The sequence below is a fragment of the Rhodococcus sp. NPDC059234 genome (genome assembly GCF_042754225.1).
Taxonomy (GTDB): Bacteria; Actinomycetota; Actinomycetes; order Mycobacteriales; family Mycobacteriaceae; genus Rhodococcus_G.
This window is the reverse complement of the sequence record NZ_JBHZAH010000104.1, coordinates 1-17,753: the sequence shown is the minus strand read 5'-3', so window position 1 is coordinate 17,753 and position 17,753 is coordinate 1. Positions and strand designations below refer to the sequence as shown.

At 71.0% G+C, this 17,753-nt stretch carries 14 protein-coding genes and 2 pseudogenes; 14 read left to right on the top strand and 2 right to left on the bottom strand.

What is annotated here, in order from left to right; translation table 11 throughout:
- Window positions 1-434: pseudogene (locus ACFXGJ_RS19255) on the bottom strand (hydroxylase); the annotation flags it as partial.
- 288 nt (window positions 435-722) lie between these two features.
- Here ACFXGJ_RS19255 and ACFXGJ_RS19250 point away from each other — a divergent pair.
- The 3 genes and pseudogenes from ACFXGJ_RS19250 (at window position 723) to ACFXGJ_RS19240 (ending at window position 3,775) form a co-directional block, all read left to right on the top strand.
- Window positions 723-1,573 (top strand): annotated as a pseudogene (locus tag ACFXGJ_RS19250) (alpha/beta fold hydrolase).
- Between the two features lie 121 nt (window positions 1,574-1,694).
- Complete coding sequence (gene miaB / locus ACFXGJ_RS19245) at window positions 1,695-3,203, top strand: tRNA (N6-isopentenyl adenosine(37)-C2)-methylthiotransferase MiaB (protein WP_378623291.1); 1,509 nt, start codon at window positions 1,695-1,697, stop codon at window positions 3,201-3,203.
- Window positions 3,200-3,775, top strand: a complete 576-nt coding sequence (locus ACFXGJ_RS19240; protein WP_378623289.1) for a hypothetical protein — start codon at window positions 3,200-3,202, stop codon at window positions 3,773-3,775. Before miaB ends, ACFXGJ_RS19240 begins: the two co-directional genes overlap by 4 nt.
- A gap of 102 nt (window positions 3,776-3,877) precedes the next feature.
- Here ACFXGJ_RS19240 and ACFXGJ_RS19235 read toward each other — a convergent pair whose 3' ends face one another.
- Window positions 3,878-5,230, bottom strand: a complete 1,353-nt coding sequence (locus ACFXGJ_RS19235) for a DUF349 domain-containing protein (RefSeq protein ID WP_378623287.1) — start codon at window positions 5,228-5,230, stop codon at window positions 3,878-3,880.
- Between the two features lie 141 nt (window positions 5,231-5,371).
- Between ACFXGJ_RS19235 and ACFXGJ_RS19230 the strand changes: the two genes are divergently transcribed.
- The 11 genes from ACFXGJ_RS19230 (at window position 5,372) to ACFXGJ_RS19180 (ending at window position 17,611) form a co-directional block, all read left to right on the top strand.
- Window positions 5,372-6,088, top strand: coding sequence for a hypothetical protein (locus ACFXGJ_RS19230; protein ID WP_378623285.1), 717 nt, complete (start codon window positions 5,372-5,374; stop codon window positions 6,086-6,088).
- A complete protein-coding gene (miaA, locus tag ACFXGJ_RS19225; RefSeq protein WP_378623283.1) occupies window positions 6,076-6,993 on the top strand; it encodes a tRNA (adenosine(37)-N6)-dimethylallyltransferase MiaA in 918 nt (305 codons plus the stop codon). Before ACFXGJ_RS19230 ends, miaA begins: the two co-directional genes overlap by 13 nt.
- 35 nt (window positions 6,994-7,028) lie before the next feature.
- Window positions 7,029-7,889 (top strand): TrmH family RNA methyltransferase, encoded by an 861-nt coding sequence (locus ACFXGJ_RS19220; RefSeq protein ID WP_378623296.1) that lies wholly within the window; start codon window positions 7,029-7,031, stop codon window positions 7,887-7,889.
- Window positions 7,890-8,026: 137 nt separating this feature from the next.
- Complete coding sequence (gene dapF / locus ACFXGJ_RS19215; RefSeq protein ID WP_378623294.1) at window positions 8,027-8,896, top strand: diaminopimelate epimerase; 870 nt, start codon at window positions 8,027-8,029, stop codon at window positions 8,894-8,896.
- A 52-nt stretch (window positions 8,897-8,948) separates the two neighbouring features.
- The gene (hflX, locus tag ACFXGJ_RS19210) at window positions 8,949-10,415 is read left to right on the top strand and encodes a GTPase HflX (protein ID WP_378623280.1); all 1,467 of its coding nucleotides are present in this window, start codon (window positions 8,949-8,951) and stop codon (window positions 10,413-10,415) included.
- A gap of 13 nt (window positions 10,416-10,428) precedes the next feature.
- The gene (locus tag ACFXGJ_RS19205; protein ID WP_378623278.1) at window positions 10,429-11,463 is read left to right on the top strand and encodes a hypothetical protein; all 1,035 of its coding nucleotides are present in this window, start codon (window positions 10,429-10,431) and stop codon (window positions 11,461-11,463) included.
- Between the two features lie 92 nt (window positions 11,464-11,555).
- Window positions 11,556-12,614 (top strand): beta-ketoacyl-ACP synthase III, encoded by a 1,059-nt coding sequence (locus ACFXGJ_RS19200; protein WP_378623276.1) that lies wholly within the window; start codon window positions 11,556-11,558, stop codon window positions 12,612-12,614.
- Between the two features lie 192 nt (window positions 12,615-12,806).
- Window positions 12,807-13,892, top strand: a complete 1,086-nt coding sequence (locus ACFXGJ_RS19195) for a hypothetical protein (protein ID WP_378623273.1) — start codon at window positions 12,807-12,809, stop codon at window positions 13,890-13,892.
- A 63-nt stretch (window positions 13,893-13,955) separates the two neighbouring features.
- A complete protein-coding gene (locus ACFXGJ_RS19190) occupies window positions 13,956-15,284 on the top strand; it encodes an alpha/beta hydrolase (protein ID WP_378623271.1) in 1,329 nt (442 codons plus the stop codon).
- Window positions 15,285-15,331: 47 nt separating this feature from the next.
- Window positions 15,332-16,351: a PHP domain-containing protein gene (locus ACFXGJ_RS19185; protein ID WP_378623269.1), complete on the top strand. Its 1,020-nt coding sequence runs from the start codon at window positions 15,332-15,334 to the stop codon at window positions 16,349-16,351.
- A gap of 78 nt (window positions 16,352-16,429) precedes the next feature.
- Complete coding sequence (locus ACFXGJ_RS19180; RefSeq protein ID WP_378623267.1) at window positions 16,430-17,611, top strand: lipase family protein; 1,182 nt, start codon at window positions 16,430-16,432, stop codon at window positions 17,609-17,611.
- Window positions 17,612-17,753: the final 142 nt, after the last annotated feature.

Here is a 17,753-nt window from a genome sequence, read left to right as displayed (position 1 = left end):
AGGAACGCCCACTGGCAGTGGTCGGTGCCCGAGGAGAACGACCAGCGGCCGTTGAGGACGTAACCGCCGTCGACCGGCCTGGCCACGCCCATCGGCGCGTACGGGGAGGCGACCCAGGTGTCCTGGTCGGTGCCCCAGATCTCCTCCTGCACCTTCGGGTCGGCGAACGCCAGCTCCCACGGGTGCACACCGACGATGCCGGTGACCCATCCGGTGGCACCGTCCATCGCGGCGATGCTCATCACGGTCTCCGCGAACTCCCGCGCGTGCACCTCGAGTCCACCGTGCTCCTTGGGCTGGAGCATCCGGATCGCGCCGGCATCGCGCAGTCGCTTGGCGGCGGTGTCCGACAGCCGCATCAGCTTGTCGCCCTCGACACCCTCGGCGCGGATCTCCTCCGCGTACTGCTCGATCCGATCCTGGACCTGACCCATGACTTCCCTCGTCTCTGTAGATGATCCGGCCGATGGACCTAAATTAGAACATGTTCCAGCGGGTTGGGAAGTGCAACGGACTCGCCGGTTTCCTTGTTCGGGTTCCCGGGTTCCGGCGGGCCCGCGGCGCATCGGTCGGTGCTCTGTGCCGAAAATGCTTGAAGTTCTGGCGGTTGATCGCGCCTTGCTCGTCGGGCGGCCGTGCGGAGCCGAGCTTGCGTGGAGTCGATGTCGGTCGATCCGGTCGAAGTGGTGGCCCGAAAATGAAACGCGTTCTAGTCTTGCGCCATGGACGTGAGCTACGAGGGACCACGAGGGAAGTCGCGACCGACAAGGGGGTGCTGCGCTACCACGAGGCAGGGGAGGGTCCGCCGCTGATCCTGTTGCACGGCTCGGGAATCGGCGTGAGCGGCTGGCGCAACTATCGAGGAAACCTCGCGGTCTTCGCGGAGCGGTTCCACTGCTACATCCTCGAGTTCCCGGGGTTCGGCGTGAGTGACCCGGTGGACGGGCATCCCGTGATCACCGCGGGATCGTCGGTGATCCGGTTCATGGACGCCCTGGGCATCGAGTCGGCCGCGATGGTCGGCAATTCGATGGGCGGTGTCGTCGGAACCACGGTCGCCATGAGGCATCCCGAGCGGGTGAGCAAGCTGATCACCATCGGCGGGGTGGGGCCGAACATCTTCAGCCAGAACCCGAGCGAGGGCACCCGTCTGCTGCAGGAGTTCGCCGACGGACCCAGTCGCGACAAGCTGGTTCGCTGGCTCGAGTGCATGGTGTACGACCGGTCTCTCGTCACCGAGGAACGGATCGAGGAACGCTGGGAGACCGCGAGCGATCCGGCCTCGCACAAGACGCTCGCCGCGATGTACGGCTCCGCCGCGTTTGCCGCGCAGCAGCAGTTCATGGCCAACTCGGATGTGCCGCCGTACTGGTCGATGATGCACAAGGTGCAATGCCCGACCCTGCTGACGTGGGGGCTCGACGACCGGCAGTGCCCGCCGGACATGCCGATGATGCCGTTGCGATTGATCCCCAACGCCGAGCTGCACGTGTTCCCGAACTGTGGACACTGGGTGATGGTCGAAGCCAAGGAGGCATTCGAGCGAGTCGCACTCGAGTTCCTGCTCCGGTGAGTCCCGGGGCCCGCGATCGGTCGTAGGGTGTGAGTCACACGAGTTCAGGCTCTACCAGGGCGTATGTGGGTGCACACGGGGCGGTGAGCTACCCTGAGACGTGTCAGCAATGCAGGATGAAATGTCTCAACCGGGCCACCGCAGCTACGAGGTGCGCACCTTCGGCTGCCAGATGAACGTGCACGATTCCGAGCGACTGTCGGGTCTGCTCGAGGACGCCGGCTACAGCAAGGCCGAGCCGGGCGCCGTGCCCGACCTGCTCGTGTTCAACACCTGCGCGGTCCGGGAGAACGCTGACAACAAGCTGTACGGCACGCTCGGGCACCTGCGCCCGACCAAGGAGTCCCGCCCGGGCATGCAGATCGCCGTCGGCGGCTGCCTCGCCCAGAAGGACCGCGACACCGTGGTCAAGAAGGCGCCCTGGGTCGACGTCGTGTTCGGGACCCACAACATCGGTTCGCTGCCGACCCTGCTCGAGCGGGCCCGGCACAACGAGCAGGCCGAGGTCGAGATTCTCGACTCCCTCGAGGCGTTTCCGTCGACGCTGCCGGCCAAGCGCGAGTCCGCCTATGCGGGCTGGGTGTCGATCTCGGTCGGCTGCAACAACACCTGCACGTTCTGCATCGTGCCCGCGCTGCGCGGCAAGGAGGTCGACCGGCGGCCCGGCGACATCCTCGCCGAGGTGCAGGCCCTGGTGGACGAGGGTGTGCTCGAGGTGACGCTGCTCGGCCAGAACGTCAACGCGTACGGCGTCTCCTTCGCCGACCCGGAACTGCCCCGCGACCGCGGCGCGTTCGCGAGGTTGCTCAGCGCGTGCGGGCAGATCGAGGGCCTCGAACGGGTCCGGTTCACCTCCCCGCACCCCGCGGAGTTCACCGACGACGTGATCGAGGCGATGGCCGCGACCCCGAACGTGTGCCCGCAGCTGCACATGCCGCTGCAGTCCGGTTCCGACCGCGTCCTCAAGGCGATGCGCCGCTCGTACCGCAGCACCAAGTTCCTCGGCATCATCGAGAAGGTCCGCGCCGCGATGCCGCACGCCGCGATCACCACCGACATCATCGTCGGCTTCCCCGGCGAGACCGAGGAGGACTTCCAGCAGACCCTCGACGTGGTCCGGCAGGCGCGGTTCACCAGCGCCTTCACCTTCCAGTACTCGAAGCGTCCCGGCACCCCGGCGGCCGAGATGGACGAGCAGCTGCCGAAGGAGGTCGTGCAGGAACGCTACGACCGCCTGATCGCCCTGCAGGAGCTGATCACCCTCGAGGAGAACCAGAAGCTGGTCGGCGCCGAGGTCGAGCTGCTCGTCGCCGCGGGGGAGGGCCGCAAGAACGCCGCCACCCAGCGGATGAGCGGCCGCGCCCGCGACGGCCGGCTCGTGCACTTCCGCCCCGACGGCAACCTCGACGGTGACGTCCGGCCCGGCGATGTCGTCACGACCGTCGTCACCGGCGCCGCACCGCACCACCTGATCGCGGACGACCCGGTGCTGACCCACCGCCGTACGCGCGCCGGCGACTCGCACGAACGGGGCATCACCCCCAAGACGCCGCCGATCGGCGTCGGACTGGGACTACCGCAGATCGGCGCGCCCGCGCCGCTGCCCACCGCGACGGGATGTGGAGCATGACCGACAACCGGCCCGAGGACGACCTCGAGCAGTACCGCAAGGACATCGACGCGGCCGAGCGGAAGGTGAACTCGGAGATCGATCCAGGTCTGCGTGGTGTGGTGGTCGCGGTCGGTGTGCTGCTCCTGCTGCTCTCCTTCGCGCTGCCGCACACCGGGGGCGCGAACGGTTGGGACGTGCTGGTCGGCAACGATGCCGCGGTGGCGGAGTCGATCGCGCTGCCGTCCCGGGTGTTCGTGTGGCTGGCACTGGTCTTCGGCGTGGTCTTCGGCGCGCTGGCACTCGTCACCCGCCGGTGGGCGCTGGCGTGGCTGTCACTGGCGGGCTGCGCGGTCGCCGACGTGTTCGGCATGCTCGCGATCTGGTCCCGCCAGACCCTGTCGCCGTCCGATCCCGGTGGCGGCCCCGGCATCGGACTGATCCTCGGCTGGATCGTGGTGCTGGTGCTGACCTTCCACTGGATCCGGGTGGTGTGGAGCCGTACCGCCGTCCAGCTCGCGGCCGAGCAGGAACGTCGCGAGAAGACCGCGGAGGCCGAGCAGCGTGACATCTGGGGCGATCTGAACAAATAGCGGGGGGCACGCTCACCGCAACGCGCAACGGCCGGCCGGATCTGGCGGCAGTCCCGTGGGACTCGCCTCGATCCGGCCGGCCGTTGCACTGTCCGGCGGTGGCTACCGCTCGTTGACGGCGCCCTCCGCGGCGTCCGCCCACTCGCGCCACTGCTGGGCCTGCGCGAGGGCCTTCTCCGCGTCCTTGCTCTTGCCCGCCGCGGTCGCCTTCGCGGCCTGCTCCTCGAACTGGGCGACCCGCTCGCGGAACTGGGCGGCGCGGGCCATCGCCTCGGGATCGGTTCGGCGCCACTGGGAGTCGACGGCGTCCTTCACCTTCTTCTCGACGGCGCGCAGCTTCGACTCGAGGTCGTGCATCCGCTCGCGCGGCACCTTGCCGATCTCGTCCCACTTCTCCTGCAGGTCGCGCAGCGCGGCGCGCGCGGACTCGAGATCCTTCGACGGGTCGATGTCCCCGGCGTCGCGCAGCAGTGCCTCCTTGGCGACCGCGTTGCCCTCGAACTCGGCGTCCCGCTCCGAGGCCGCGGCGTTGCGGGCCTCGAAGAACACGTCCTGGGCGCCCTTGAAGCGCTTCCACAGGGCGTCGTCCGCCTCGCGCGGGGCCCGGCCCGCGGCCTTCCACTCCACCAGCAGGTCGCGGAACGCGCCCGCGGTGGGACCCCAGTCGGTGGAACCGGACAGCTCCTCGGCGCGGACTACCAGTTCCTCCTTGGCGGTCTTCGCCGCGGCGCGGTCACGGTCCAGTTCGGCGAAGTGCGCCCCGCGTCGGCGGTTGAAGGCCTCCCGGGCCTTCGAGTAGCGCTTCCACAGCGCGTCGTCGACCTTCCGGTCGACCCCGCGGATCGTCTTCCACTCGTCGAGGATCTCGCGCAGGCGGTCGCCCGCGACCTTCCACTGGGTGGACTCGGCGCCGATCTGCTCGGCCTCCGCCGCGAGCTCCTCCTTGCGGTGCGTGTGCTCCTCGCGCTCGTGCTCGCGCTCCTCCTTGGCCGCAACGGCGGCCTTCTCGGAGCCGGCGATCACCGCCTCGAGACGGTGAGTCAGCGCGTCGACGTCGCCGATGACCGCCGCGGTCGGCAGCGACTCCAGGAGGGCCGTCGCGGCCGTCTTGGTCTTCTTGGCATCACCGGCGCCGGAGGACAGTCGGGCCTCGAGCAGGCCCACCTCGGTGGCCAGGTCGTCGTAGCGCCGGCCGAAGTGCGCGAGGCCCTCGGCGGCGTCGCCGGCCTGCCAGGACCCGATCTGACGTTCCCCGTCGGCCGTCTTGACCCAGGCGGTGCCGTCCTCGTCGACGCGGCCGAAGAGGCTCGGATCGCTGGGCGGGGCCACCGTCGGCGCGTGCACCGCGGCCGGTACCGCAGGCACGGCCGGTTTCACCGCTCCGGGCCTGGGCGCGCCCGGCTTCGGGGCGCCGGGCTTGGGTGCGCCGGGCTTGGGTGCGCTGCTGTCGGTCATGACTCCTCTTCCCTGCCGCGCGTCACGGCTGCCGTTGGCTCGGTCTCTCGGGTTTCATTCAACCCGGAACGAGCGGTCACGACTATTGAAACAGTTCGGACCCCGAGAGTCGGGATTCTGGGGTCGACTACCGTTGCCAGCGTGTTCACCGCCGCGGCCCTGGTCTCCTCGCCACCCCTGTTGATTCCCGCCCTGGCGGGCGCGGCCGCGGCCGAGACCGTGGAGCTGCGGGAAGCGAGCCTGGCCGCCGCCCTCGCGCTGGGCGAGCGAGCCCCGGACTGGACCGTGATCGGCGTCGGACCCACCGAATCGGAGGTACCGGCCGACGCGCGGGGCACCTTCCGCGGCTTCGGCGTCGACCTCCGGGTCTCGATGTCCGCCGGGGCCGACACCGCCGCTGATCCCGACCTTCCGCTGGCCGCACTGGTCGCCGGGTGGCTGCGTGCGGAGGCGTCGCCGTGGTCGTCGGCGACCGCGGTGATCGTCGCCGAGGACACCTCCCCGGTGTACTGCGCGGAGCTGGGCGCGCGGCTGCGGGACACGCTCGACGCGGCCCCCGGCGCCTGCGGGGTGCTGGTGGTCGCGGACGGGGCGAACACCCTCACCGCCAAGGCGCCCGGGGCCTTCGACGAGCGCGCACCCCAGGCCCAGCGCGAGCTCGACCGCGCTCTGGGCGCAGGCGACCTCGAATACCTGCGGCAGCTCGACCCGGTCGCCTGCCTCGACCTCGGCATCGCCGGGCGGGCGGCCTGGCAGGTGCTGGCCGGGGTGTTCGGCGACGACGCCCCGCGGTGCGACACCTACTACCAGGGCGCGCCGTACGGCGTCGGATACCACGTCGGGATGTGGCTGCCGTGACCGTGCGCCCCGTCGCGGTGGTCGGACCGACCGCGACCGGCAAGTCCGACCTGGGACTCGCGCTGGCCGAACGGCTCGGCGGCGAGATCGTCAACATCGACGCCATGCAGCTCTACCGCGGCATGGACATCGGCACCGCCAAGCTGCCGCGGGACCAGCGCCGCGGCATCGTGCACCACCAGCTCGACGTCCTCGACGTCACCGAGACCGCAACCGTCGCCCGCTACCAGCAGTCCGCACGCGCGGACGTCGAGGACATCGCGCGTCGCGGCCGCGTCCCGGTGATCGTCGGCGGCTCGATGATGTACGTGCAGTCCCTGCTCGACGACTGGGAGTTCCCCGCGACCGACCCGCAGGTCCGGGCGAAGTGGGAGGCGGTCCTGGCCGAGCGCGGCGTCGCGGGCGTGCACGCCGAACTGACCCGGGTGGACCCGCAGGCCGCCGCGACCATCCTGCCCACCGACGGCAGGCGGATGGTGCGCGCGCTGGAGGTGGTGGAGCTGACCGGGCGGCCGTTCGCGGCCTCCGCGCCGACCATCGGCGAACCGCGCTGGGGGACGGTGGTGCTCGGTGTCGACCGGGACACCGCCGAACTCGACGAGCGGATCGGCCTGCGCACGGACCTGATGTTCGAGCAGGGGCTGGTCGACGAGGTGACCGCGCTGATCGACGTCGGGCTGCGCGAGGGCGTCACCGCGCCGCGGGCAATCGGCTACGCGCAGGTGCTGGCCGCCCTCGACGGCGAGTACGACATGGACGAGGCGCGCGAGCGGACCCTGATCGGCACCCGCCGATACGTGCGCAGGCAGCGGTCGTGGTTCCGGCGCGACCCGCGGGTGCACTGGCTCGACGCGGCCCGTGCGGACCTGGTCGAGATGGCAATGACGATGGTGGAGAGAGCGTGACGAAGAAGACCCAGCGGTCGACGCCGCAGCGGACAGTGCAGTCGGGGCACCGCGACCCGCGGGTGACGGTGCGCAACGCCCGTTTCCAGCAGTGGCAGTCCTACCTGGGCACCCGGGCCAAGCGCACCAAGGCGGGGCGGTTCCTGATCCAGGGCGTGCGGCCGCTGACCCTCGCGATCGAGCACGACTGGCCGATCGAGACGCTGCTCTACCGGGTCGACGACGCGCCGCTGTCGGCGTGGGCGCGCGGCGTCCGGGACGCCTGGTCCGGCGAGAAGGTCGGCGTCAGCGGCGAATTGATGGCCGAGTTGGGGGAGAAGGCCGACGCCGCACCGGAACTCATCGCGGTCGCGAAGACCCGTCAGCGCGGTCTCGGCGCGCTCGACCCGACCTCCGGTGCGCCGCTGGTGGTGGTGTTCGACCGGCCGTCCTCACCCGGAAACCTGGGCACCCTGATCCGGTCCGCCAACGCCTTCGGCGCCGACGCGGTGGTCGTCGCTGGGCACGCCGCCGATCCGTTCGACCCGCAGTGTGTTCGCGCCTCGACCGGTTCCCTTTTCGCGCTGCCGGTGTACTCGGCGGCCGACGCGAGCGAGGTACTGGCCATGCGGGAGCGGCTGCGACGGTCGGGCCGTGATCTGATGATCGTCGGGACCGACGAGGACGGCGCGGTGCCCATCTTCGAGCACGACTTCGGTGGAGGCACGATTCTGGTGATCGGAAACGAGACCCGCGGCATGAGCGCGTCCTGGCGCGCGGCCTGCGATGTGACAGTGAGCATCCCGATCGGAGGGGCCGCGAGTTCGCTCGGCGCGCCCTCGGCCGGCGCGGTGTGCCTCTACGAGATCGCGAGGCAGCGTGGAGGCGCCTCGCTGACCGCTCGGAGGCACGGATGAGCGACGACGAGTTCGACATCGAATGGCAGACGAACCCGGACGGACTGTCCCGGGCGACCGCGGCGCGGCTCGCGGCCCGGCTGGCGCTGTTCGCGGGCGTGGCCGAGCAGGACGCCACGCTCGGTAACATGACAGGTATGGAATTCAGCAAGGGACACGGCACCGAGAACGACTTCGTCGTGCTGCCCGACCTGGACGTCGAGCTCGATCTGCGCGCCGACCGAGTCGCCACGCTGTGCGATCGCCGCAGCGGTCTCGGCGCCGACGGCGTACTCCGGGTCGCGCGGGCCGGCGCGCTGCGCGCCGCCGGGGTGCTCGCCACGCTGCCCGACGGTGTCGGTGAGGGCGACTGGTTCATGGACTACCGCAACGCCGACGGTTCGATCGCCGAGATGTGTGGCAACGGCGTTCGGGTCTTCGCGCACTACCTGCGTGCCACCGGGCTGGAGCGGTCCGACGAGTTCGTCGTCGGCAGCCGGTCCGGTCCCCGGCCGGTGGTGGTGCACCGCGGCGAGGGCTCGTTCGGCGAGGTGACCGTGGACATGGGTCCGGTCCGCGAACTCGGCGTCACCACCGCGACGGTGGACGGGCAGCTGCTCACCGGTCTCGGCATCGACGTCGGTAACCCGCACCTGGCGTGCGTGTCGGAGTCTCTCACCGCGGACAAGCTGGCGAGCCTCGACCTGACCCGTGCGCCGATCTTCGACCTGTCGTTCTTCCCGAGCGGGGTGAACGTGGAGATCCTCACTCCGCTCGTCGACGGCGCCGTCGACATGCGGGTCTACGAACGCGGAGTCGGCGAGACCAGGTCCTGCGGCACCGGTACGGTCGCGGCGGCGACGGCGGCACTGCGCGCGGCCGGACGTGCCGACGGTCAGGTGCGCGTCCGGGTGCCCGGCGGCGAGGTCGAGGTGACCGTGCGTGCGGGTCGGGCGTGGCTGCGTGGCCCGTCGGTCCTGGTCGCCTCCGGTCGGATCGACGAGGCGTGGTGGGACGCGCTGGCCTGAGCGCGATAACCGGGTGCACGGCACGGGCCCGGCGTGGGACCATGGGCGTTGTATGACGAAAACACGCGGCAAGACCGACACCCACGGCTTCGACGAGCACGAGGCCGATCACTTCGACGAACATCACGGGCACGACCCCTCGATCGGCGAGATGCAGCTCGACGACCGCAGCGCGCTGCGCCGCGTCGCCGGGCTGTCCACCGAACTGACCGACGTCACCGAGGTCGAGTACCGGCAGCTGCGCCTCGAGCGGGTCGTGCTGGTCGGCGTCTGGACCTCCGGCACCGCGGCACAGGCGGAGGCCAGCATGGCCGAGCTCGCGGCGCTGGCGGAGACGGCGGGCTCGGAGGTGCTCGAGGGGCTCGTGCAGCGGCGTGACAAGCCCGACGCCGCCACCTACATCGGGTCCGGCAAGGCCAACGAACTGCGCGACGTCGTGCTCGCGACCGGTGCCGACACCGTCATCGCCGACGGCGAGCTCACTCCGGCGCAGCTGACCGCGCTGGAGAAGGTGGTCAAGGTCAAGGTGGTCGACCGGACCGCGCTGATTCTCGACATCTTCGCCCAGCACGCCACCTCCAGCGAGGGCAAGGCGCAGGTCGCCCTCGCGCAGATGCAGTACATGCTGCCGCGGCTGCGTGGCTGGGGCGAGTCGATGTCGCGGCAGGCCGGCGGTCGCGCCGGCAGCAACGGCGGTGTGGGCCTGCGCGGCCCCGGTGAGACGAAGATCGAGACCGATCGGCGCCGGATCCGGGAGCGGATGGCCAAGCTTCGCCGGGAGATCAAGGACATGAAGGGCGCCCGCGACACCAAGCGGACCCAGCGGTTGCGCAGCGAGGTGCCGTCGGTCGCCATCGTGGGCTACACCAACGCCGGCAAGTCCAGTCTTCTCAACGCGCTCACCGGTGCCGGCGTCCTGGTGCAGAACGCGCTGTTCGCCACCCTGGACCCGACCACCCGTAAGGCGGAGTTCGAGGACGGGCGGCAGTACGTCCTCACCGACACCGTCGGTTTCGTCCGGCACCTGCCGACTCAGTTGGTCGAGGCGTTCCGGTCGACGCTCGAGGAGGTCACCGACGCCGACCTGCTGGTGCACGTGGTGGACGGGTCGGACCCGCTGCCGACCGACCAGATCAAGGCCGTGCGCGAGGTGATCACCGAGGTCCTGCGCGAAACCGATGCGCCGGCCCCGCCGGAACTGTTGGTGGTCAACAAGATCGACGCCGCCGATCCGGTGACGCTGACCCAGCTGCGCAGCCTGCTGCCGGGTGCCGCGTTCGTCTCCGCCCGCACCGGCGAGGGCATGGCCGAACTGCGCGAACAGCTGGCCGACCTGGTGAAGTCCCCGGAGGTCGAGGTCAACGTGCTCGTCCCGTACACGCGCGGTGACCTGGTTGCCCGGATTCACGCGGATGGGCGAATTCTCGGGTCTTCCCACGAGCCGGAGGGCACACTGGTCCGCGCGAAGGTGCCGGAGGCGCTGGCCTCGGCACTGCGGGACTACCGTCACAGCGCCTAGCCGCCTCGCGGCGGTGGTCGTCACCGTGCTGGTCTCGGGCGCGCTCTCCGCGCTGCCCGCGGCTGCGCAGCCGAGTTCGGCCTCCGGTGCGATCGAGACCGTCGAGGCTGACTTCGAGATATTGTGCACTCCAACGGATTCCGCTTTGGAGGAGTTGTCCGGCCTGGCGGCCACCGACGCCGGGATCTACGCAATCGGCGACAGCGGGTCGGACGATTCGGTCCGGGTCCTCGACGACCAGTGCCGGACGACCGGCTCGCTGCCCCTGCCCGTCGACCCGTTCGACGTGGAGGACCTCGCGCAGGGCGGCGGACGATTGTGGCTCTCGGACACCGGCGACAATGCCGGGATGCGGACCACCGTCGCGCTGATCGACATGGACGCTTTCACCGGCGCGGGCACCCTGCGCCGGCTCACGTACCCGGACGGCGCCCACGACGCGGAGGCGATTCTCCTGGGCGGCGACGGGGTCCCGGTGCTCGTGACGAAGGAATTGTTCGGCGCGAGCGGGATCTACCGGCCCGCCGGTGCGCTGCGCGCCGAGCAATTGCCGAGCCCGGGCCCCACCGCGCTGGAGCGGGTGGGGCAGATCGCATTCGAGCCCACCGAGACACCGGGCGGCCCGGTCCCGTTCGCGGGCGGGGCGATGATCACCGGCGGCGCGGTCAGCGAGGACGGCACGGTGGTGGCGCTGCGCACCTACACCGACGTGTACCTGTACCCGGCGCCGGACGGCGACATCGTGGCGGCGCTGACCGGCACCGCGCCGATCCGGGTCCCGATGCCGGACCAGCCGCAGGGCGAGGCCATCGCCTTCACCCCGGCAGGGGACCTGCTCAGTGCGTCCGAGGCGAACGGCGGACCGCTGCCACCGATACAGGTCCTGTACGGGGCGACGGGTCTGGTCACCCCCACGGACGGGGAGGTGGGGATCGCACTGCAGGTGGACCAAGGGGCGCTGATCGCCGCGAGCGTCGGCGCGGGGCTCGTGGTCGGCGTCGGCGGCGCGCTGTGGTGGTGGGTCCGCTCGCGGCGTCGGCGGAACTGAACAGGTGTCGGGGTTCGGATCGGTAGGCTCCACCCCGATTCACACGTCGACAGGACGCGGACACCTCTCACAGCGGCGAAGGGCAAGCATCAATGTTCAACATTGCGGTCAAGAAGGGGCACGAGAACGTGTCGCTGCTCGGTATCGGTGCCTACCGGCCCGAGCGGATCGTCAGCAACGCCGAGGTGTGCGAGGTCCTCGACTCGTCGGACGAGTGGATCTACGAGCGCAGCGGGATCCGCAACCGCCGTTGGATCAGCGGGGACGAGACCGCGAAGTCGATGGCCGTGGCCGCGGCCGAGCGTGCGATCCGCAACAGCGGCATCGACAAGGAGCAGATCGGCGCGCTCGTCCTCGCCACCGGAAGCTGGAAGACGAAGATTCCGCACGGCGCCCCGCAGGTGGCGCACGAACTGGGCATCAACGGCATCGCGGCGTTCGACCTCGCCTCCGGCTGCGGCGGCTTCGGCTACGGCCTCGGCGTGGCCACCGACATGATCCGGTCCGGTTCCGCCAAGTACGTCCTCGTCATCGGTGTCGAAACCATGTCCGTGGTGATGGAACCGACCGATCGCAACACCGCCTTCATCTTCGGTGACGGCGCGGGCGCGGTGGTGGTCGGCCCCAGCGAGCGGAACGGCATCTCGCCGACGGTGTGGGGCAGCGACGGCGAGAACTCCTCCGCCATCAGCCAGAACTACGACATCCCCGCGTACATGGACCGGGCGCAGGCCCTGCAGGGCGAGGGCCCGGACGGGGAGGAGGTCGGCCGCATGGTGGTGTCGATGGAAGGCCCCCGGGTGTTCCGGTGGGCGGCGATCACCCTGCCCAAGGCCCTCGGCAGCATCCTGTCGGAGTCCGGCGTCGCGATCGAGGACATCGAGGTGTTCGTGCCGCACCAGGCCAACGCCCGGATCAACGATCTCATGAAGAAGAACCTGGGCCTCGGGGACGACGTGCCGGTCGCAAACGACATCGAGAACACCGGGAACACGTCCGCCGCGTCGATTCCCCTTGCGATGGAAGAGATGCTGGTGTCGGGCAAAGCGAAGGGCGGGCAGCTCGCCCTGCTGCTCGGCTTCGGCGCCGGACTGAGCTACGCCGGTCAGGTCGTCACGTTGCCGCCCGTGCCCGTGGAGACGAGCTTCTGACCCGCCGGAGGCGGGGCTGACCGCACTGGTCCCGTACCCCTGGTGACCTGGTTGCCCGAATTCACGCAGATGGGCGAATTCTCGGGTCTTCGCACGAGCCGGAGGGCACACTGGTCCGCGCGAAGGTGCCGGAGGCGCTGGCCTCCGCACTCCAGGAGTACCGACACAGCGCCTGACCGGACAGGAATGGACATGACGGAACCGGGCGCGTCGATGCGTAACCGGCTGGCGGTACTTGCACTGGCGATGGTTGGTTCGGCGGTGGTGACCGTGGCCCCGGCCGGCGCGGCGCCCGGGTCTAGCGGGTCCACCGGCTCGGCCGGTTCCTCGACGGGCTCACAGGTGTCCGATGCCCGCTTCGAGACTCTCTGCACCCCAACCGATCCCGGACTCGCCGAGATATCCGGACTGGTGTCCACCGGCGACGAGATGTACGCGATCGGCGACAGCGGAACCGACGACCGGGTCTGGGTGCTCGACGGTCGGTGCCAGGTCACCGGAACGGTGCCGGTGCCGCCGACCCCTGTCGACGTCGAGGACATGGCGATGTTCGGCGATCGGCTCTGGCTCTCGGACACCGGCGACAACAGCAGGGTCCGGCAGCAGGTGTCGCTGACCGGCCTGGACCCCGCCACCGGCGCCGGTGCGATGCACCTGCTCACCTACCCGGACGGCCCGCACGACGCGGAGACGCTGCTGGTCGGCCGCGACGGCCGCCCGGTGATCGTCACCAAGGAGGTCCTCGCGGCCAGCGGCATCTACCGGCCGGCGAACGACGCCACCCTTGACCAGCTCGGTCCGGGCCCGGCGCCGTTGCAGCGCATCGGGCAGATCGCCTACGCGCCGACCGACACCCCGGGCAGCCCGATGCCGGTCGCCGGGTCGATCCTGATCACCGGCGGCGCGGTCAGCGCCGACGGCAGGGTCGTCGCGGTGCGCACGTACACCGACGTCTACCTGTACCCGGCGCCGGACGGCGACATCGCGGCGGCGCTGACCGGCACCGCGCCGATCCGGGTCCCGATGCCGAACCAGCCGCAGGGCGAGGCGATCGCGTTCACCCCGAACGGGGACCTGCTCAGCGCCTCCGAGGCCAATGGCGGGCCGCTGCCGGCGATCGAGATCCTTCGCGGCGCAACCGGACTCGTCCAGCTGCCGGCGGAGTCGGGCGCCGCGAGTACCGGCGGCCGGGGGATCGCGCTGGCCGCCGGCGCCGGACTGGCGGCCGTCGCGGGCGGGGCCGCGCTCTGGTCCGGCACGCGGCGGGCGAACGCCTGATCGAGGTGTCCGCGGGCGGTGTCCGATTGGGCGCGCCGCGGGTCGGCCCGAGATACTGACCCCGTGTCGTCCGTCCACCACCTCCTGATCTCCGCATCGCACCTGTCGGTCACCGGCAGGTGGGCGGTCGCGGCGATGGTGGTGATCGGCGCGCTCGGTGTGCTCGGCCTGGCCGCCGCGGTCGGCCGGCTGTCGCTGCGGGCAGTCGCGGTTGTCGCGGGCGCCGGTTGTGCCGCAGCCGTCGGGTCGGCGGTCGTGCTGTGGGCTGCGTACCGTCCCCTGCCGGTGCAGGTGTCGGGGGGCGCCGCCCTGGTGGTGTCGGTGGCGTTGGTGGCGGTGTTCGTCGCGGTGGCCGTGGTGGCTCGCGGATCGGGCCGCCGCCGGGCGATCGCGGCGGTGCTCGCGGCGATCGCGCTCTGCGTGTCCGCGGCAGGCGTCGTGAACAGGGACGTCGGACGGTATCCGACCCTCGGGGCGCTGGCCGGGCATCGGGCCCCGCCGACCGCGCGGCTGGCCGACTTCGACGAGGTTCCCGGCTCGCAGTCGCGCGTGCAGACCGGCTCGCCGACCGCCTCGACGTGGCAACCCCCGGTCCGACGCACCCCTGACGGGATGCTCACGCACGCCGACATTCCCGGCACGGTGTCGGGATTCGCCGCGCGTCAGGCGCTGGTCTACCTGCCGCCCGCGTACCTCGACGCGCCCCGGCCGTTGCTCCCGGTGTTGGTGCTGGTCGCGGGCAATCCCGGCGCGCCCGACGACTGGCTGGGCAACGGTCTCGCGGAGACCGCGACCGCGTTCGCCGCGGAACACGACGGACTGGCCCCGGTCGTGGTGGTTCCGGACGCCCTCGGTGCCACCGATGCCGTTCCGCTGTGCCTGGACTCGCGTTTGGGGAACGTGGACACTTACCTGGCCGTCGACGTCCCCGCCTGGGTCGCGAGCCACCTGCAGGTCGATGTCGCCCCGCAGGCCCGGGCGATCGGCGGGTACTCCTACGGCGGAACCTGCGCGGTCCAGTTGGCCACCAATCATCCCGACGTGTACCCGACGTTCCTGGACATGTCCGGACAGGACGAGCCGTCGCTCGGCGACCACGCCGCCACCGTCGCCGCGACCTTCGGCGGCGACGAGTCCGCGTTCGCCGCCGTCAGCGCCCGCGAGGTGCTCACGCGGCACTCGCGCACCGGGGTGTCCGGGGTGTTCGTGGTCGGCGCCGAGGACGACGAGTACCGACCGCAGCAGCGGCGGATGTACGACGCGGCGCGCGCGGCGGGCATGGACGTGCGGTACTACGAGTTGCCCGGCGGCCACAGTGGGCAGGTGTGGGTCCCCGGACTGGCCGGCGAGCTGGACTGGCTCGCCCGGCGGACCGGCCTGCTCGAGTCGTAGCACCTGACAGGTGGACCGGCGTCCGCGGATGACCCAGGATGGAGGTCATGGACCCGGTCGAGGCGTTGCGCGAGATCGCCTTCTGGCTCGAACGCGCCCGCGCCGAGACACACCGGGTCAAGGCGTACCGGCGTGCCGCCGAGGTCGTCGAGGTCCTGTCGCCGGAGCAGCGCGACCGCCTCGGTCGGACCGACACCTGGACCGCGCTCAGCGGTGTCGGGCCCAAGACCGCGGCTGTCATCGCGCAAGCCTGGGCGGGCCGGGTGCCCGACTACCTGACCGAGGTCAAGTCGAAGGCCCAGAAGATCGGCGAGGGTGGCCGCGAGCTGCTGGCCGCGTTGCGCGGGGACCTGCACACCCATTCGGACTGGTCGGACGGCGGCAGCCCGATCGAGGAGATGATGCGGCGGGCTGCGTTGATCGGGCACGAGTACTGCGCACTGACCGACCATTCGCCACGTCTGACGGTCGCGAACGGATTGTCCGCGCAGCGCCTGCGTCGTCAGCTCGACGTGGTCGCGGAGCTGAACTCGGAGCTCGCGCCGTTCCGCATCCTCAGCGGAATCGAGGTCGACATCCTCGATGACGGCACCCTGGACCAGGAGCCGGACCTGCTCGCCGAGCTCGACATCGTCGTTGCCAGTGTGCATTCCAAACTTGCGATGGAGCCCGACGCGATGACCCGGCGGATGGTGCGCGCAGTCGCGAATCCGCTCGTCGACGTGCTCGGGCACTGCACCGGCCGGCTCGTCGAGGGCGGTCGGGGCACCCGTCGCGAGTCGGCGTTCAACGCGGAGGTCGTGTTCGAGGCGTGCAAGCAGTTCGGCACCGCGGTGGAGATCAACAGCCGTCCGGAACGCCGTGATCCGCCGTCGCGGCTGATCCGCCTCGCGCTCGAGCGCGGCTGTCTGTTCTCGATCGACACCGACGCGCACGCCCCCGGACAGCTCGACTTCCAGGGTTACGGCTGCGAGCGGGCACAGTCTTGCGGCGTCGCTGCCGATCGGATCGTCAACACGTGGCCGGTCGACGATCTCCTGTCCTGGACGGCAGGAAGAGAAGCTTGACCAGATGGTCAAGCAACCCATAATCTCGCGGTGCCGGTCGCGGCTTGCGAACCGACCTGTCTCGCAGAAGGAGCCGTGTTGAGCCCCTCCACCCGACTTCGTGCCGGAATTCTCGGTCTCGCCCTTGCCGTCGGCGGCGCCGTCCTCGGTGCAGCGCCCGCGCTCGCCGCCCCGGACTCCACCGCGCCCGGCACCGTGACCGACACCGCCCCGCTGCCGCAGAACCTCTGGTACCCCGGCACCGCGCACGCCGAGAAGCTCACCTACTGGACCGTCGGCGCGAACGGCCAACCGGCGCGGAGCACCGGCACCGTGTTCCTGCCTGCCGGCCAGGCGCCCGCGGGTGGCTGGCCCGTGATCTCGTGGGCGCACGGGACCGTCGGCCTCGCCGACGATTGCGCGCCCTCGGTAGCGGGGCCGGCTGCCCGGGACCGCGACTTCGACTACCTGGGAACGTGGCTGGCACAGGGTTACGCGATCGTCGCCAGCGACTACGCCGGACTCGGCACCGAGGGCACCATGCCGTACCTGGACGGCAAGGCGGAGGCACACAGCGTCGTCGACATGGTCAAGGCCGGTCGCAGCGCCGAGCCGACCCTGTCGAACACATGGGTGACGATCGGCCAGTCGCAGGGCGGCGGCGCGGCGATCACCACCGCCCGCTACGCCACCGAATTCGGTGGGCCCGCCCTCGATTACCGCGGCGCCGTCGGCACGGGCGTTCCCGCCTACATCGAGAATATCGTCGCGCCCGCCGGACCCGGGGTGCCGCCGATCGGGCTGCCCGCGGGCCTGACTGCCTACGCGCTGTACATTCTCGCCGGCCTGAACGCCGCCCACCCCGAGGTGAACATCCCGTCGCTGCTGAACGACGAGGGCAAGGCCTGGATGGCGAAGGCCGAGTCCGAGTGCATCGGTCCGTTCGAGGAGTCGGTGCGCGGACTCGTACTGGGTTCGCTGTTCGCCAAGCCGCTGTCGTCGATCCCGAACGTGCACGGCCTGCTCACCGAGTACATGGGTATCCCCGAAACCGGGTACGACAAGCCGTTCTTCATCGGGCAGGGCCTCCAGGACACCGACATCATCATGCCGTCGACGCTGCTGCTCGGCAGCACCCTCGCGCGCAACGGGGAGCCGGTGACGTTCAAGACCTATCCGACCGACCACAGCGGCACCATGGCCGCGTCCCTGGCCGACACGGTGCCGTTCGTGCGGGCGCTCTTCGACGGCAAGACGCCCGCACCGTCGTTCGGCAGCTGACAGCGCCGCGGCCGACGGGACGAACGCCGGCCCGGCGCCCCCCGGGGGGGGGGGTGGAAACCCCGGGGGGGGGCCGCCCGGCCGGGGGGCGGGGGGGCGGGCCCGCCCCCGGCACCGGGCCGGCCCCCCCGGCGCGGGGGCG

What these genes read in the sequence shown, in the direction of transcription:
- miaB (WP_378623291.1), top strand. Translation starts at nt 1,695, where the DNA reads ATGTCTCAACCGGGCCACCGCAGCTACGAGGTGCGCACCTTCGGCTGC.
- dapF (WP_378623294.1), top strand. Translation starts at nt 8,027, where the DNA reads ATGGAATTCAGCAAGGGACACGGCACCGAGAACGACTTCGTCGTGCTG.
- ACFXGJ_RS19195 (WP_378623273.1), top strand. Translation starts at nt 12,807, where the DNA reads ATGACGGAACCGGGCGCGTCGATGCGTAACCGGCTGGCGGTACTTGCA.
- ACFXGJ_RS19240 (WP_378623289.1), top strand. Translation starts at nt 3,200, where the DNA reads ATGACCGACAACCGGCCCGAGGACGACCTCGAGCAGTACCGCAAGGAC.
- ACFXGJ_RS19185 (WP_378623269.1), top strand. Translation starts at nt 15,332, where the DNA reads ATGGACCCGGTCGAGGCGTTGCGCGAGATCGCCTTCTGGCTCGAACGC.
- hflX (WP_378623280.1), top strand. Translation starts at nt 8,949, where the DNA reads ATGACGAAAACACGCGGCAAGACCGACACCCACGGCTTCGACGAGCAC.
- ACFXGJ_RS19200 (WP_378623276.1), top strand. Translation starts at nt 11,556, where the DNA reads ATGTTCAACATTGCGGTCAAGAAGGGGCACGAGAACGTGTCGCTGCTC.
- ACFXGJ_RS19235 (WP_378623287.1), bottom strand. Translation starts at nt 5,230, where the DNA reads ATGACCGACAGCAGCGCACCCAAGCCCGGCGCACCCAAGCCCGGCGCC.